We start from the raw sequence: 14,298 nt of genomic DNA, 5'->3' as shown, positions 1-14,298 counted from the left end.
TTAGCTATTGGTGGTTGGGCGCGTTCCCGCCACCGCCATAATGGTGCTTTTCTCGCCGTTGCGAATCACTTCCAGTTTGACTGAATCCCCCGGAGACAGGTCGGCGATCAGGTTCATGCTGCGCTCGTTGTCCACCACCCAGTAATCGTTAATACGGGTAATGATATCCCCTGGCTGCAGTCCCGCCAGATGGGCGGGGCTGTTGATATAGATGTTGGTGATGACAAGTCCGGAGGGTGGGTCGAGATCAAGTTGCTGGGCGGCCTCGCGTGTGAGGGGCCGGGCTTCCACGCCGAGCCAGCCGCGAATGACGTAGCCGTGTTCGACAATATCCTTGAGTACTTTCATGGCAGTGTTGGCGGGAATCGCGAAGCCGATGCCGACGGAATAGCCGGTGCGGTCGAGAATGGCTGAGTTGATGCCCAGCAGGTTGCCGTGGGCATCTACCAAGGCACCTCCTGAATTACCGGGGTTGATGGCCGCATCAGTCTGAATAAAATTTTCAAAGGTGTTCAGGCCCAGGCCATTGCGCCCGGTGGCGCTGATGATGCCCTGGGTCACGGATTGGCCCACGCCAAAGGGGTTGCCAATGGCCAGAACGACATCGCCAACCCTGGCCTGTCCCGGGTCGGCAATTTTGGCGGGGGTTAGTCGGTCCAAGTCTACTTTTAATACGGCCAGGTCTGTATCCGGGTCGCTGCCCACAACTTTCACCATCGCCTCTCTGCCATCCTGAAGCTGCACGACAATTTCATCGGCACTGGTGACAACATGGTTATTAGTGAGGATGTACCCTTCCTGGGTAAGAATGACCCCGGAGCCCAGCGAGGATTCCATGCGCTGCTGTTGGGGAAGATTGCTGCTATTAAAGAAGCGCCTGAAAAACGGGTCGTCCAGCAGAGGGTGTCGTGTGCGTGCTAACGTTTTTTGGGTATAAATGTTAACGACAGAGGGTGAGGCCCGTTGCACGGCAGCAGAATAGGACACAGGGCCCTCCCAACTGTCGCTGACGTCTGGGGACAAGCCTCCGGTCTCCATGCCATTTTTATGATTGAGTGCCTGAGGGAATAACAGCAGTGCCACGGCAGCCATCAACAGGCCGGCGATGGCCGGCCAGCTGATGTAGCGTAAAATTTTATAAAGGGAAGTCACTTGCCCCTCCTCTCAGCTCAGGTCGGCCATTATGGCACAAAGCAGGCAATCTCGAATAACAGGGGCTGGCGCTATCCGGGTGCCGACCTGTTCTGTCAAAACAGATCAGCTGACTTTAAAGGTTGGGTCTTCCTCGTCGGTGACTTGTTGGGCGACATCATTGGCCACTTTGAGTTTGGGGCCGTCGAAAGTGCGGTTTTCATCTGTTAACCCATAACCTTCGCTGAGGACCCCGCCAGGGACTTTCGGCGCATAGTCTTTGGGCGCTTCAGGCAGTTCAGAGATGGTGACGCTATCTTTTTTCAGTTGTCCAAATCCTGCATCGACAATTTGTCGGCTGGTTTCCGGGTTAGCCAGGCGCATGGCTGAAGAAGACAGGTGTTCGTGAACATCGCGGTAGCTGAGAGAGAGGTCATTGAACAGTTTTGCTGTCTTGGCAAAGTGCTCGGTGATTTCGTGTTGATAATCCTTGAGCTGATCCTGAGCCTCTTTCAGTTTGTTTTCTGTATCCTTGCGCTGCTGCTCCTTAGGGTGAAGTGAGCGCCCAAAAATAAAGCCGATTACAAGGCCGGCTGCAAGGCATAATAGACCTGTAAATAACACGATTGAGTTGTCCAACTGGCTTCCCCTGGTAGTTATTGATACTTCAGATGTTATAGTCTGAAAGAAGGATGCGCGCTAGGCAACCGTTTTTCAAACTGAAACGGGCCGTGCCTGAGGGCGAATGGAGTGCCAGTTGCGAACTTTCTACGGCAGAGCTACAGTTCACGCCCTGTATTTTCCAATGCACTTTGACGACACCACTAGCTTATGACTCAGGCTATTTCCGGCAATTGTCTGTCCCCAAAACAGCGATATCAGAAAGATCTGCAGCAGCCAGGATTCAACTATGACCCTTCTCAGGAGAAGGCTGTTGCCATGTTGCAGTCGCTTTATGATGAGTTGACGGTTCCCGTTGCCAGGCAGCGTGGTGGCGTGTTGGGTCGCATGAGGCAGCGCTTTCGTTCCCCTGAACCAGTATTACCAGTAAAAGGACTGTACTTCTGGGGTGGTGTCGGCAGGGGAAAGACCTACCTGATGGACAATTTTTACGAGTCCCTGCCGTTTCGGGAGAAGATGCGCGCCCACTTTCACCGCTTCATGCGGCGCGTACATCGCGAGTTGAAGCAGCTGGCGGGTGAAAAGAACCCCCTGGAAAGAGTCGCCGACAATATTGCGGAAGAGGCGAGGGTTATCTGTTTCGACGAATTCTTTGTCTCCGACATCACCGACGCTATGTTGCTGGGTACATTGCTGGAGCATCTGTTTGCTCGCGGCGTGACGCTGGTCGCGACATCCAATATCGTGCCGGATCGGCTGTATGAAAATGGCTTGCAGCGACAACGTTTTCTGCCGGCCATTGCCCTGCTCAACCGTCATACAAGCGTGGTAAATGTCGATGGTGGCGTGGATTACCGGCTTCGTGCATTGGAGCAGGCCGAGCTCTACCATGCCCCATTGGGGCCAGACGCTGAGAGGGCTATGCTTGATGCATTTAACCGTCTTGCTCCTGCAACTGAAGAAGTGAAGGAGGCGGTGGAGATTGAAGTGGAAGGGCGCCGAATACCCTGCCGCTTTATTGCTGAAGATGTCATCTGGTTTGATTTTGAGGTGATTTGTAATATTCCCCGCAGCCAGAATGACTATATTGAGCTGGCAAAAGAGTTTCACGCTGTGCTGGTGGGCAATGTGCATCAGATGGGGCGAAAAAATGACGACCATGCACGCCGCTTTGTGAATATGGTGGATGAATTCTACGACCGTAATGTCAAGCTGGTGCTATCGGCGGAAGTGGATATGGTTTCACTCTATACAGAGGGTAAGCTCAGTTTTGAGTTTGAGCGCACCCGCAGTCGTCTCCTGGAAATGCAGTCCCACGATTATCTGGCTCGGCCACACCGCCCCTGAGCAGGGAGAAACCAGCTGTTTTCAGGGCCAGTTGCGGCGTTGTTTTATCGGCAAAAAATATCCTTGAAATGGCTGTACGCCATCTGTAAAATGCGCCCTCCTTTTGGGAAGGCCAAAAAGTTCAGGCAGGAAAAGATGAAAACATTTATTGCGAAGCCCGAAACCGTTCAGCGCGACTGGTACATTGTTGATGCTGCTGACAAGACATTGGGCCGTTTGGCTGCCGAGATTGCTTCGCGTCTGCGTGGCAAGCATAAGCCTGAGTACACTCCTCATGTCGACACTGGGGATTACATCGTGGTTGTAAATGCTGAGCAGGTTCGAGTAACAGGCAACAAGGCGAAAGACAAAATTTACCACCGCCACACCGGTTATCCGGGTGGCCTGAAGTCAATCAGCTTTGAAAAGCTGATTGATAAAGCTCCGGAACGCACTATCCAGAATGCTGTAAAAGGTATGCTGCCAAAAGGGCCGCTGGGTAGTGCTATGTTCAAGAAGCTGAAAGTGTACGCTGGCGCCGAGCATCCTCATACTGCTCAACAGCCACAAGAACTGAATATCTGACGGATAGTTAATTATGGCAGACTCTCAATACTACGGTACCGGTCGCCGCAAAACCTCTTCAGCAAGAGTTTTTCTGAAGTCTGGTGCCGGCAACATCACCATCAATAACCGCACTCTGGATCAATACTTCGGTCGTGAAGTGGCGCGGATGATTGTTCGTCAGCCCCTGGAGCTGGTAGACAGTGTCGAGAAATTCGACCTGAAAATTACCGTTGCTGGTGGTGGTAGCTTCGGTCAAGCAGGCGCTATCCGTCACGGTATAGCCCGTGCACTGGTGCAATACGATGAAGGTTTGCGCAGCAATCTGCGTAAAGCAGGCTTCCTGACACGTGATGCTCGTGAAGTTGAGCGTAAGAAAGTTGGCTTGCACAAAGCCCGTAAGCGCCCGCAGTTCTCTAAGCGCTAATTTGGCTTTGCATGTATATGAAAAACCCGGCTTTAATGCCGGGTTTTTTTGTTTTTCAAAACAACAAATTACCTACTTTTTGTGGGTGTTTGTCTTGTAAAAAATGGTGCTTTTCATTACTATTGCACGCCATTTTCCACAGATAAAAATTTTGCCAACCTTTGCTGTTAACGGGAGAGCGTCATGAGCAATGACGGTGTTAATCAGGGGCGTCGACGCTTCCTGACAGGGGCCACGTGTGTAGTGGGTGCTGCCGGGGTAGTTGGAGCTGCCGTTCCTTTTGTGGGTTCCTGGAACCCAAGCGCCAAGGCGAAAGCTGCTGGTGCACCGGTCAAGGCGAATATCGCCAAAATTGAACCAGGTCAGATGGTGACCGTCGAATGGCGCGGAAAGCCCGTGTATATCGTTCGTCGTACCCAGGAAATTCTCGATGGACTGAATGGTCACGACGAGATGTTCCGGGATCCAACTTCACTGCAGTCCAATCAGCCGGCCTACGTTGACGGTGTGACCCGTGCTATTCCGGGGCATGAAGAGTATCTGGTATTGGTTGGCCTCTGCACGCACCTGGGTTGTGCTCCGATGTATCGTCCGGATGTGGGCGCTCAGGATCTGGGCGGCGATCAATGGTTTGGTGGCTTCTTCTGCCCTTGTCACGGTTCCAAGTTTGACTTGTCTGGCCGTGTATTCACCGGGGTTCCTGCTCCAACCAACTTGGATGTTCCTCCGTATTCCTACGAGAGCGACAGTGTCATTGTCATCGGTGTGGATCAGGAGGGCGCGTAATGAATTGGTTAACTGGTTTGTGGGGCTGGGTCGATAAACGTCTTCCCGTGCAGCGGGCGTGGGATACCCACATGGGTAAGTATTACGCCCCGAAAAATTTCAACTTCTGGTACTTCTTTGGCGTTCTGTCGATGGTGGTACTGGTTATTCAGCTGCTGTCAGGTATCTGGCTGCTGATGAGTTATCAGGGTTCTTCTGAACAGGCGTTTGCCTCCGTTGAATACATCATGCGCGATGTAGATTACGGCTGGATTATCCGTTACATGCATTCCACCGGGGCCTCTGCCTTCTTTATTGTGGTTTATATGCATATGTTCCGTGGTCTGCTCTACGGTTCCTACAAGCCACCGCGTGAGTTGGTGTGGATCTTCGGTATGACCATTTATGTGGCGCTGATGGCCGAAGCTTTCCTTGGTTACGTACTGCCCTGGGGTCAGATGTCCTACTGGGGTGCCCAGGTGATTATCTCCCTGTTCGGTGCGATTCCCGTGGTCGGTGAAGATATCGTGCAGTGGGTGCGCGGCGATTACCTGATCTCCGGTATCACTCTCAATCGTTTCATGTCTCTGCACGTCGTAGCCGTGCCGATCATTCTGCTGGCCCTGGTGGTATTGCACATCCTGGCATTGCATGAAGTAGGTTCTAATAACCCCGACGGTGTTGAGATCAAGAAGAACAAGGATGAAAACGGTATACCCCGTGACGGTATTCCGTTCCACCCCTATTATACTGTTCACGATCTGGTGCCGATTGTGGTCTTCCTGTTCGTGTTTGCCTTTATTATGTTCTTCGTACCGGAAATGGGTGGTTATTTCCTTGAGCATGCCAACTTTGAAATCGCCAACCCGCTGAAGACACCAGCACACATTGCCCCGGTGTGGTATTTCACTCCGTTCTACTCCATGTTGCGAGCTGTACCAGATAAGTTTGCTGGCTTCATGGTGATGGCGGCGGCAATTGCCATCATGTTTGTGCTGCCCTGGCTGGATCGCAGCCCTGTGAAGTCAATCCGCTACAAGGGTAATTTCAGCCGTATCGCCCTGCTGGTGTTTGCTGCATCCTTCATTATTTTGGGCGTTCTGGGTGTGAAGGCGCCGACACCGGCCCGCACACTGCTGGCTCAGATCTGTACCATCCTTTATTTTGTGTTCTTCTTGGCAATGCCCATCTGGACCAAGCTGGAAAAAACCACACCGCAGCCGGAACGCGTTACCACCAATGGCGGATTTGGCCCCTGGAAATCGCTGGCAGCCCTGATTTTTGTGGCCCTGCTGGCTTGGCTGCCGCTGAAAGCGGTGGGTTCTGAGTCAGAGCATGAATGTGGCACCATCGCCTGTGACGAGTTTGAAGCGGATCTGTCAGATAAGGCATCTTTGCAACATGGCGCTAAGTTGTTCGTCAACTACTGCATGGGCTGTCACTCGGCTAAATATTCGCGCTGGGAACGAGTAGCCAGAGACCTGAAAATGCCTGCTGGCATGGTGATGGACAACCTGGTGTTTGCCGACCAGAAAATTGGTAGCTTGATGAGTATCGCCATGCCGGCGGATAAGGCCAAAGTTTGGTTTGGCGCTGCGCCGCCGGATCTGACACTGGTCGCTCGTGCTCGTTCTTCCGAGTGGGTTTACACCTATTTGCGCCACTTCTACAAGGATCCTTCCCGTCCGTTTGGCGTCAACAACAAGGTGTTTAAAGACGTGGGTATGCCACATGCATTGCTGGACGTTCAGGGCTTGCAAGAATGTGCCCCGGGCCCGGTTCATGCGGCCAACGGTGGGATCAAGCGTGATCCTCTGACTCGTGCAGAAATCCTGGAAGATGATTGCGGTCGCTATAGCCTGGTGACCGAGGGAACCATGAGTCCCGAGGAGTATGACGAAGCGGTTTACGATCTGGTTAACTTCCTGACCTATATTGCCGAGCCTATGGCTGAAGATCGCCAGCGTATCGGTATCTACGTTCTGTTATTCCTGGCCTTCCTGTTTATCTGGGTATGGCTGCTTAACCGGGAATACTGGAAAGGCATTCACTAATTTTTTATGGGGATGGCCGCAACAGCGGCCATCTTTTCTTTGTCAATCAAAATAGAGGTTCCAATATGGGGGTTGTTGCCAAACGATCTTCGATGACTTTTTTCTCTGATCCGTCCTGTCATTACAGTCACCGAGTTCGTATCGTGCTGGCTGAAAAGGGGGTAACGGTTGAGATTGAAGAGGTGGATGATCAAAACCTGCCCGAAGATGTGCTGGAGCTGAACCCTTATGCCTCCCTGCCAACCCTGGTCGATCGGGATCTGGCACTCTACGAAACCAAGGTAATGATGGAGTACCTGGATGAGCGTTTCCCTCATCCACCGTTGCTGCCTGTTTATCCGGTTGCCAGGGCATTGAGCCGTCAGTTTATGCATCGTATTGAGCGCGACTGTTGTAGTCAGATTGATATCATTATCAGCAATCCTGACAGCGCTGAGGCCGACAAAGCACGCAAAGAGCTCAGTGACAGCCTTTGCAGCATTGCTCCTATTTTTGCAGACCTGCCTTACTTTATGAGTGAAGAGTTTACTCTGGTCGACTGTTGTCTGGCGCCGATTTTGTGGCGTTTGGACAGTTTGGGTATTAAGTTGCCCAACAACCGCCAGGTAAAACCCTTACATGATTACATGCAGAGGCTGTTTGAAAGGGAGTCATTCCGCGAGAGCCTCTCTGAGCTGGAAAAAGAAATGGCCAGCTAGGTCGTTTTTGCGAAATGTTTAAAAAGGGACCTCGTTGTCCCTTTTTTTGTACAATGTCGGCCCATTTACCCGGAACCTATGGCGCGTATGAAAATGACATCAAACCGACCGTACCTGATCCGGGCTTTCTATGACTGGATAGTGGACAATCAATGTACGCCCTACATGGTGGTAGATGCCTACTTTCCGGGCGTTGAGGTGCCACAGGAGCATGTCAACGACGGTCAGATTGTATTGAATGTTGCGCCTAGGGCTGTGGCTGCCTTTGTTATGAATAATGATCAGGTAGCTTTCAGTACCCGTTTTGGCGGTGTCCCCAGCAATATTCGACTTCCTATCCAGTCCATCACAGGGATTTACGCGCGTGAAAATGGGCAGGGCATGGTATTTCAGCCCGAAAAAGATACGGATCCTGATCCGCAAGGACCAGGACCCAGTAAACCCAAGGCTGTAAAGGAGGGTAAAGCGGTCAAGCCAAGTGATAAGACGGTCAAGCCTTCCCTTAGAGTAGTTAAATAGAGGTAAAAATCATGTCAGATCCTATCGTAATTGTCGGTATGGCACGCACGCCGATCGGCAGCATGCAAGGCCAGTTCAGTGGTGTTCCCACGACACAGCTCGGAGCATCGGCCATCAAGGCGGCGGTTGAGCGTGCTGGCGTCGCTCCAGAGCAGGTTGATTCTGTAGATATGGGCTGTGTTTTATCGGCTGGGTTGCGTCAGGCGCCGGCGAGACAGGCGACCCTGGGAGCGGGTTTGCCCAACAGTGTCACCTCCACCACGCTGAATAAGGTGTGTGGTTCCGGCATGAAGGCGGTGATGAACGCTTTTGATAGCCTGACCCTGGGTAACGTCGATGTAGCGGTTGCGGGTGGCATGGAAAGCATGACCAATGCGCCTTACCTGATGTTGCAGGGTCGTAGCGGCTACCGTTTTGGCCACAATCAGATTTTTGACCACATGACCATGGATGGCCTGGAAGACGCATACAATGGCCAGGCAATGGGTCTGTTTGCCGAGCAGTGTGTTTCCAAGTATGGGTTTACCCGTGAGGAACAAGATGCGTTTTCCATTGCTTCTCTGGAGCGTGCCAATAAAGCCATTTCCGAGGGTAAGTTTGACAGTGAAATTGCACCTGTCACTGTGTCCAGCCGTAAAGGAGATGTGGAGTACCGTATCGATGAGCAGCCGGGTAAATCCAATGCAGATAAGATTCCACAAATGCGTCCAGCCTTTATCAAGGACGGCACGGTAACGGCGGCTAATGCCAGCTCCATCAGTGATGGCGCCGCCGCTCTGGTGCTCACCCGTCAGTCAGTGGCGGAAAAGCAGGGACTTAAGCCGTTGGCCCGCATCCTTGCTCACAGTTATCATTCCCAGGAGCCCGAATGGTTTACTACAGCACCCGTAGGGGCTATTAGTAAGCTGCTGGATAAAGTCGGCTGGACCAAGGATGAGGTGGACCTGTTCGAGATTAATGAGGCATTTGCCGTGGTTACCATGGCCGCCATGAAAGAGCTGGATATCCCCCATGAAAAGGTCAATGTTCATGGGGGTGCTTGTGCACTGGGACACCCCATTGGCGCGTCAGGTGCGCGTATCATCGTCACCTTGCTGGCTGCCTTGCAGACCTATGGTAAAACCAAGGGTATCGCCGGTATCTGTATCGGTGGTGGTGAAGCGACGGCCCTCGCGGTTGAGGTGCTGTAAAACGTCCCCCTGTAAAAAAACGGCCCATCAGGGCCGTTTTTTTTATGTCCAGGCATTGGCTAATCAATATATTCAAATACTTTTACGACTCGCTTGGCGCCTCGCGTCGTACTCGCCACTAGTGCGGCCTGATCTCCCGTGCTGCGGGTTACCAGACCCATCAGGTAGATGACACCACTTTCCGTAACCACCTTGATACGGGTGGATTTGATATTTTTTTCCGCGATCAGCTTGGAGCGTACCTTGGTTGAAAGCCAGACATCGTTGCTGCGGGATACCAGTGAAGAAGTGCCGGTAACCTGTAATTCATTATGTACCTGACGTACGCCCCGGAAGTCCCGTGCCGTGTTGCCGGCCAGAGTGCGCAAATCATTGCTGGCAACCTCGCCGGTCAGCAGAATCACGCCATTGTAGGCATTGATGTTTACATGGGCATGTTCCAGCTGGCTGCTCGCCTTTTTGATATTCACACCAATCAGTGTTTCCAGCTGCCAGTCATCAATGTCAGTGCCCAGTGAGGTATTTGTAGGGTCCGGCTTGATAGGTTCATCCGTAGTGGCGTGAATGATATTCGTGCAGCCGGTCAGGCCGATGACGCTGATCAGCAGCAAAGCTGCCAGGCGCTGGTACATCAGGCGGTTCCTCCAAATAGTTGTTGGTCAATTAATTCACAAAGACAAAAAATACTTAATAAATGTACTTCACTGATGCGGTGACGGTCGTCGTGGTCGACACGAATCTCGATATCATCGCCACTGAGGAGTGCGGACAGATCCTTGTCTCCAGCTCCGGTGAAACCGATCACAGACATGTCCCGGTCATGGGCGGTATGAATGGCCTGCACCAGGTTGCTCGGGTTGGTGCCAAGGCTGAATATAACCAGTACATCCCCTGGGCGGCCCAGGGTTTTTACCTGTCGACTGAAAATTTCACTAACACTGTGGTAGTGGCTGATAGCTGTGATCAGCGAGCAATCGTTGCTGAGGCAGATGGCGGGAAATCCAGGTCGTTCCAGTTTGTATTGCAGTAGCAGGGACTGAGTGAAAATTTTCGCCAGTGCCGAGGACAGGCCATTCCCGCAGCATAATACCTGGTGGTCCTGTACCAGTTGCTCGACAATTTTGGTGCTTGCTTTGGCAATCAGAGGAGCCAGTGTTTCACCGGCGGCCATTTTTGCCTCGATGCTCTGGTGAAACTGTTCGATAACACTTGATTCCATAGCTCTCTACAACGGTTCTCTGCGGCTAGCTAAATGCATTTTGTAGCCATTCTACCCGATAGCCATTACCGTTGTCGGTGTCTCTTTGCAGGCAAATGGCGTCAAAGCGGCAGGGGATTTTTTCCCAGAGTCCTTGAGCCTGCAAATAGTGTTGAGCGGTGGAGATGATACGCTGCTGCTTGCGGTGATCTATGCTCTGGGCCGCCGTGGCAAACCGCTCGTTCTGTCGCATTCTGACCTCCACAAACACCAGGGTATCCCCATCTTGCATGATCAGATCAATCTCGCCGCGAGTAGTTCGATAATTCTTCTCCAGGAGTTGCAAGCCTTGTTTCTCCAGCCAGGATCTGGCCCGGTTTTCAGCCATGGCACCCGCAGAAGGGTTCTGTAATTTTCGGTGCTTGGGTTTAATAGAAAATATCATTTGAACAATTCCTTTTGTCTGAAGGTTAATGATGCACCGGGTTCGGGTGTTTCAAAAGATCAGTGTGGCCAAAAATGGCTGGTGACTTGCCTGGTTGGCTCCGATCCCTCTAACATCCTTGTCTTGTTCTAGTGTAGGTGTCGTGATGTTCAAAAGCTCGTCCGTTGTCAGTTCGTTAGTTGCCCTAATGGTGGGATGTTTTATGGTGGCTGGAAGCTGGGCCGATGATGTTGCGGTACCAGATTATCAGCTGCCGGACCTTAGCAGCCTGGTGAATCAATTCGGAGAACCCTTCAAGGGAAGAGATGGTGATACCCTTGTCATGCTGGTTGCCGGGATGAAAGTCAAAGACATGGTTCGAGAGACATTGGCAGAAGTGGATCCCGGTTGCCTGCAGGACGGTCGCGTTATCTATCTGGCCAATATCAGCGGTATGCCGAAATTAGTATCAAAATTTATCGCCGTGCCGCGATTGCGGGATTTGGATTATCCGGTCTGGCTCGATTATAGCGGTGATGTTGCCTCTGGGTTGCCGTTCCATAAAGGACAGGTAACGCTGCTAAGTCTTGGCGATAGTCGCAAGGTCATCGAAGTGAGCTTTGCCGACTCTCAGGCTTATCTTAAAGAGCAATTATTGGTCCGTTGCGAGGCGAGTACAGAGAACCTGACTGATTAGTTGAGCTTCAACTGCTGCGCTTGCTTTACCCGACCGCCCCTGAACTCTGCCCAAGGTTGTTCCCTCATAATGGCGTGCTTGCGCTTGTCCAGTTGCAGTGTGCCTGTACTGCCCGACAGTTTGATTTCCGGCAGAAGCAGCATTTGCGGTAACCCCTGATGTAGGTGGTAAGCGTCAATTCCCAGTGCAAACAGATGGCGGTAGATGGGTTGCAGGTCCTGGGCCGGCTGCAGTTTTTCATGCCCGGCGCCAGGCAGTGTCCAGGGCATGGCGCTGAAGCGAATGGACTCCAGGTCCCGGTTGCGCCCCGGGTCCTGAACACCCGTATAAAGTTGCGATGTGCTGTAAATTTGCAGGTCGCTCGCGAACAGAAAGTCCAGGGTGGGCTTGATTTGTCGAGCCTGATCGGGATAGGCGACCATAAATACCATGTCCAGATCCTGGCGGCGCCGAGGCGTGAAGTTTAATGATTTCCCCAGTAGGCGTTGCAGTCGAGTCTTGCGTTCTTCGCTCTGGGTGATATGCAGGGTGGGCCGGAGGAGGGGGGCAAAATCGCTCTGTGCAGTCCCGTAGGCAGGTGCTTCTACCAGCGTTCCACCATGCTCTAGCCAGCGTTCACGGAACGCGGTGAGTGCCCTGTCTCCCCATCCGGAGTTGGGTGTTACGGTCAACGCAGTACGCTGACCCTCAACCCAGGCCCTGTCGGCGATTTGTCGGGCTTCATCACTGACGGATAGCCCAAACTGGTAAAAATTGTCGGGAATGGGTAAAGCCGGGTTTTCCAGATAATTGAGCGCGATGACGGGGACTGGCAGTTCTGTCAGCTGTATCAATTGCTCCACAGTTTCACGCTGAACGGGTCCAATGACCAGCTGCGCCCCTTCGGTGGTGGCCTGCTGATAGAGGGTGGCTATATCGGTGGCTCCCGCCGTGTCATAAAAACGGATCACTGGCGCTTTGGCTGCATAACCATAAGCTTCATACCATGCAGCGAGAAAGCCACTACGTATTGCTTTGCCTGCCTGGGCCAGTGAGCCTTCAAAGGGAAGCAGTACTGCAATGCTCTCGGGTAGCGAATTCGCAATTTGTTGAAGTGCCAGCAGACTGGCAGGCGGATCGACAACGGCGGGATGGGTTGGCCAACGAGTGCGCCATTGTTCTAACTGGCTTAGTTGTTGGTTGACGTCGCCCTGGCTGTTGCGTAACACATTGACCAGGTTATACCAGCCCAGCAGTGTGGTATCAGTTTCAAGTTCCAGCAATGAAGACAGGTGTGGTCCTGAAAGGTGTGTCAAAACCTGCCATAACTTCTCGTGAACTTCCTGCCTAGTGTTTTTGTCATCTACGAGGTTGGCCAGTGTGGCATAGGCACGAATGCTGTTTTCATCCTCGCCCAGTAGTGAGAAGAGATCGCCTCGCATCTGCAGCCAGCGGGTCTGTTGCTCCAGGGGAAGCCGGTAGATGATAGCTGTCATGCGGCTGTTGGTGAGCAGGTCGCGGGTTTCAAAAAACGCCTCATTTGCCAGTGTGAGCTCGGCAAACAGCAGAATAAAATCGCCATAGCGGTCATCCGGCAAGCCGCTGCTATCAATTATCTGCAGGGTGTTGAGTGCTTGCTGGGGCTTGCCCGCACGGTAAAACAGTTCCGCTGCTGTTAATTGGAGGAGCTGCCGTTCGGGTGTTATGCTCCCGGCGGCTTGGGAAAGCGCCTGCTCGGCCAGCTCCACAGGTGTTGCCTGGTGTTCCCGCACCGGCGTCACCATGCCGGGTTGACTGCACCCGACTAACAAGGTCAGGAGCCAGACAAGCATTACTGCACTTACACGGAAATTGGGCATAGGAAAACGTTCTTTATGGCTGGTGAATTGTATGTGGTGGCAACGCCGATCGGCAACTTGGGGGATATGGTACCCCGAGCGGTGGATGTTCTCCATGCTGTAGATCTCATTGCCGCAGAAGACACACGTCACAGTGGTCGTTTATTGAAGCACTTGGGTATTGATACTCCCATGGTGCCCTACCATGATCACGGAGAAGAGCATCAGTCCCAGCGAATTCTACAGACGTTGGGCCAGGGCCAAACAGTGGCCCTTATTTCGGATGCCGGCACGCCATTAATTTCAGATCCGGGATACCGTCTGGTCCGCAAAGCCCGCCAGTTGGGGGTGAAGGTTGTCCCTATTCCCGGCCCCTGTGCGCTAATCGCGGCACTCTGTGCCTCGGGTTTGCCCAGTGACCGTTTTTCCTTTGAGGGATTTCTCCCCGCGAAGTCTGGTGCCCGCCAGAAAAAACTGTCGGCTCTTGCCGATGATCCCCGCACCCTGGTGTTTTATGAATCTCCTCATCGTGTGCTGGACACGCTGTCAGATATGGTCGCGGAACTGGGCGCTGACCGAGAAGCAGTATTGGCAAGGGAGTTGACCAAAGCCTTTGAAACCTTTCTGGCGGGCAGTCTTGAGGAGCTTTGCCAAATGGTTGAAGAGGATGCCAATCAGCAGCGGGGTGAAATCGTTATACTGGTGAGTGGTGCCCCGGAAGTTGCCGTCAGCGAGAGCGAACAACGACGTGTTTTGGCATTATTAATGGAAGAGTTACCGTTAAAACAGGCGGCAGCACTGGCAGCAAAAATCACCGGCGGACATAAGAATGCTCTCTACCAGTTGGCCCTGTCCCTCAAAGGTTAG

The 14,298-nt window shown here is 52.6% G+C and carries 16 protein-coding genes; 10 read left to right on the top strand and 6 right to left on the bottom strand.

All coding sequences use genetic code 11. From position 1 onward, the window contains the following. Nucleotides 1–1,152, bottom strand: coding sequence for a trypsin-like peptidase domain-containing protein (locus Q8A57_RS03675; protein ID WP_305169573.1), 1,152 nt, complete (start codon nt 1,150–1,152; stop codon nt 1–3). A 105-nt stretch (nt 1,153–1,257) separates the two neighbouring features. Then, nucleotides 1,258–1,770 (bottom strand): Z-ring associated ZapG family protein, encoded by a 513-nt coding sequence (locus Q8A57_RS03670; protein WP_305169572.1) that lies wholly within the window; start codon nt 1,768–1,770, stop codon nt 1,258–1,260. A 192-nt stretch (nt 1,771–1,962) separates the two neighbouring features. Here Q8A57_RS03670 and zapE point away from each other — a divergent pair, with 192 nt between their 5' ends. From zapE to Q8A57_RS03630, 8 genes are all read left to right on the top strand, one after another. After that, nucleotides 1,963–3,099, top strand: coding sequence for a cell division protein ZapE (gene zapE, locus Q8A57_RS03665; RefSeq protein WP_305169571.1), 1,137 nt, complete (start codon nt 1,963–1,965; stop codon nt 3,097–3,099). A gap of 135 nt (nt 3,100–3,234) precedes the next feature. Beyond that, a complete protein-coding gene (gene rplM / locus Q8A57_RS03660; RefSeq protein ID WP_305169570.1) occupies nt 3,235–3,663 on the top strand; it encodes a 50S ribosomal protein L13 in 429 nt (142 codons plus the stop codon). Nucleotides 3,664–3,676: 13 nt separating this feature from the next. Then, entirely contained in the window at nt 3,677–4,069 is a 393-nt protein-coding gene (gene rpsI / locus Q8A57_RS03655; RefSeq protein ID WP_305169569.1) for a 30S ribosomal protein S9, read from the top strand. 183 nt (nt 4,070–4,252) lie between these two features. After that, nucleotides 4,253–4,855 carry a ubiquinol-cytochrome c reductase iron-sulfur subunit gene (gene petA, locus Q8A57_RS03650; protein ID WP_305169567.1) on the top strand — a complete coding sequence of 201 codons (603 nt, stop codon included), beginning with the start codon at nt 4,253–4,255 and terminating at the stop codon, nt 4,853–4,855. Then, nucleotides 4,855–6,888, top strand: a complete 2,034-nt coding sequence (locus tag Q8A57_RS03645) for a ubiquinol-cytochrome c reductase (RefSeq protein WP_305169566.1) — start codon at nt 4,855–4,857, stop codon at nt 6,886–6,888. The genes petA and Q8A57_RS03645 overlap by 1 nt, the downstream gene beginning before the upstream one ends. A gap of 65 nt (nt 6,889–6,953) precedes the next feature. Beyond that, nucleotides 6,954–7,586: a glutathione S-transferase N-terminal domain-containing protein gene (locus Q8A57_RS03640; RefSeq protein ID WP_305169565.1), complete on the top strand. Its 633-nt coding sequence runs from the start codon at nt 6,954–6,956 to the stop codon at nt 7,584–7,586. A gap of 87 nt (nt 7,587–7,673) precedes the next feature. Further along, nucleotides 7,674–8,105 carry a ClpXP protease specificity-enhancing factor gene (locus Q8A57_RS03635; protein ID WP_305169564.1) on the top strand — a complete coding sequence of 144 codons (432 nt, stop codon included), beginning with the start codon at nt 7,674–7,676 and terminating at the stop codon, nt 8,103–8,105. A gap of 11 nt (nt 8,106–8,116) precedes the next feature. Next, nucleotides 8,117–9,295: an acetyl-CoA C-acyltransferase gene (locus Q8A57_RS03630; RefSeq protein ID WP_305169563.1), complete on the top strand. Its 1,179-nt coding sequence runs from the start codon at nt 8,117–8,119 to the stop codon at nt 9,293–9,295. A gap of 59 nt (nt 9,296–9,354) precedes the next feature. Here Q8A57_RS03630 and Q8A57_RS03625 read toward each other — a convergent pair whose 3' ends face one another. From Q8A57_RS03625 to Q8A57_RS03615, 3 genes are read right to left on the bottom strand one after another with little or no spacing between them, the layout of a single operon-like run. Continuing rightward, entirely contained in the window at nt 9,355–9,927 is a 573-nt protein-coding gene (locus Q8A57_RS03625; protein WP_305169562.1) for a BON domain-containing protein, read from the bottom strand. Beyond that, entirely contained in the window at nt 9,927–10,514 is a 588-nt protein-coding gene (locus Q8A57_RS03620) for a D-sedoheptulose-7-phosphate isomerase (RefSeq protein WP_305169561.1), read from the bottom strand. Before Q8A57_RS03620 ends, Q8A57_RS03625 begins: the two co-directional genes overlap by 1 nt. Nucleotides 10,515–10,539: 25 nt before the next feature. Beyond that, the gene (locus Q8A57_RS03615; RefSeq protein WP_305169560.1) at nt 10,540–10,938 is read right to left on the bottom strand and encodes a YraN family protein; all 399 of its coding nucleotides are present in this window, start codon (nt 10,936–10,938) and stop codon (nt 10,540–10,542) included. A gap of 145 nt (nt 10,939–11,083) precedes the next feature. Between Q8A57_RS03615 and Q8A57_RS03610 the strand changes: the two genes are divergently transcribed. Beyond that, nucleotides 11,084–11,614, top strand: a complete 531-nt coding sequence (locus Q8A57_RS03610; RefSeq protein ID WP_305169559.1) for a hypothetical protein — start codon at nt 11,084–11,086, stop codon at nt 11,612–11,614. Here Q8A57_RS03610 and Q8A57_RS03605 read toward each other — a convergent pair. After that, nucleotides 11,611–13,425, bottom strand: a complete 1,815-nt coding sequence (locus Q8A57_RS03605) for a penicillin-binding protein activator (RefSeq protein WP_305169558.1) — start codon at nt 13,423–13,425, stop codon at nt 11,611–11,613. The genes Q8A57_RS03610 and Q8A57_RS03605 overlap by 4 nt on opposite strands. 42 nt (nt 13,426–13,467) lie before the next feature. Here Q8A57_RS03605 and rsmI point away from each other — a divergent pair, with 42 nt between their 5' ends. Then, a complete protein-coding gene (rsmI, locus tag Q8A57_RS03600; protein WP_305169557.1) occupies nt 13,468–14,298 on the top strand; it encodes a 16S rRNA (cytidine(1402)-2'-O)-methyltransferase in 831 nt (276 codons plus the stop codon).

The organism is Porticoccus litoralis (assembly GCF_030676955.1).
GTDB classification, from domain to species: Bacteria; Pseudomonadota; Gammaproteobacteria; order Pseudomonadales; family Porticoccaceae; genus Porticoccus; species Porticoccus litoralis.
Note: the sequence above shows the minus strand (reverse complement) of the source record. Positions and strands in the feature narration are given on the sequence as shown.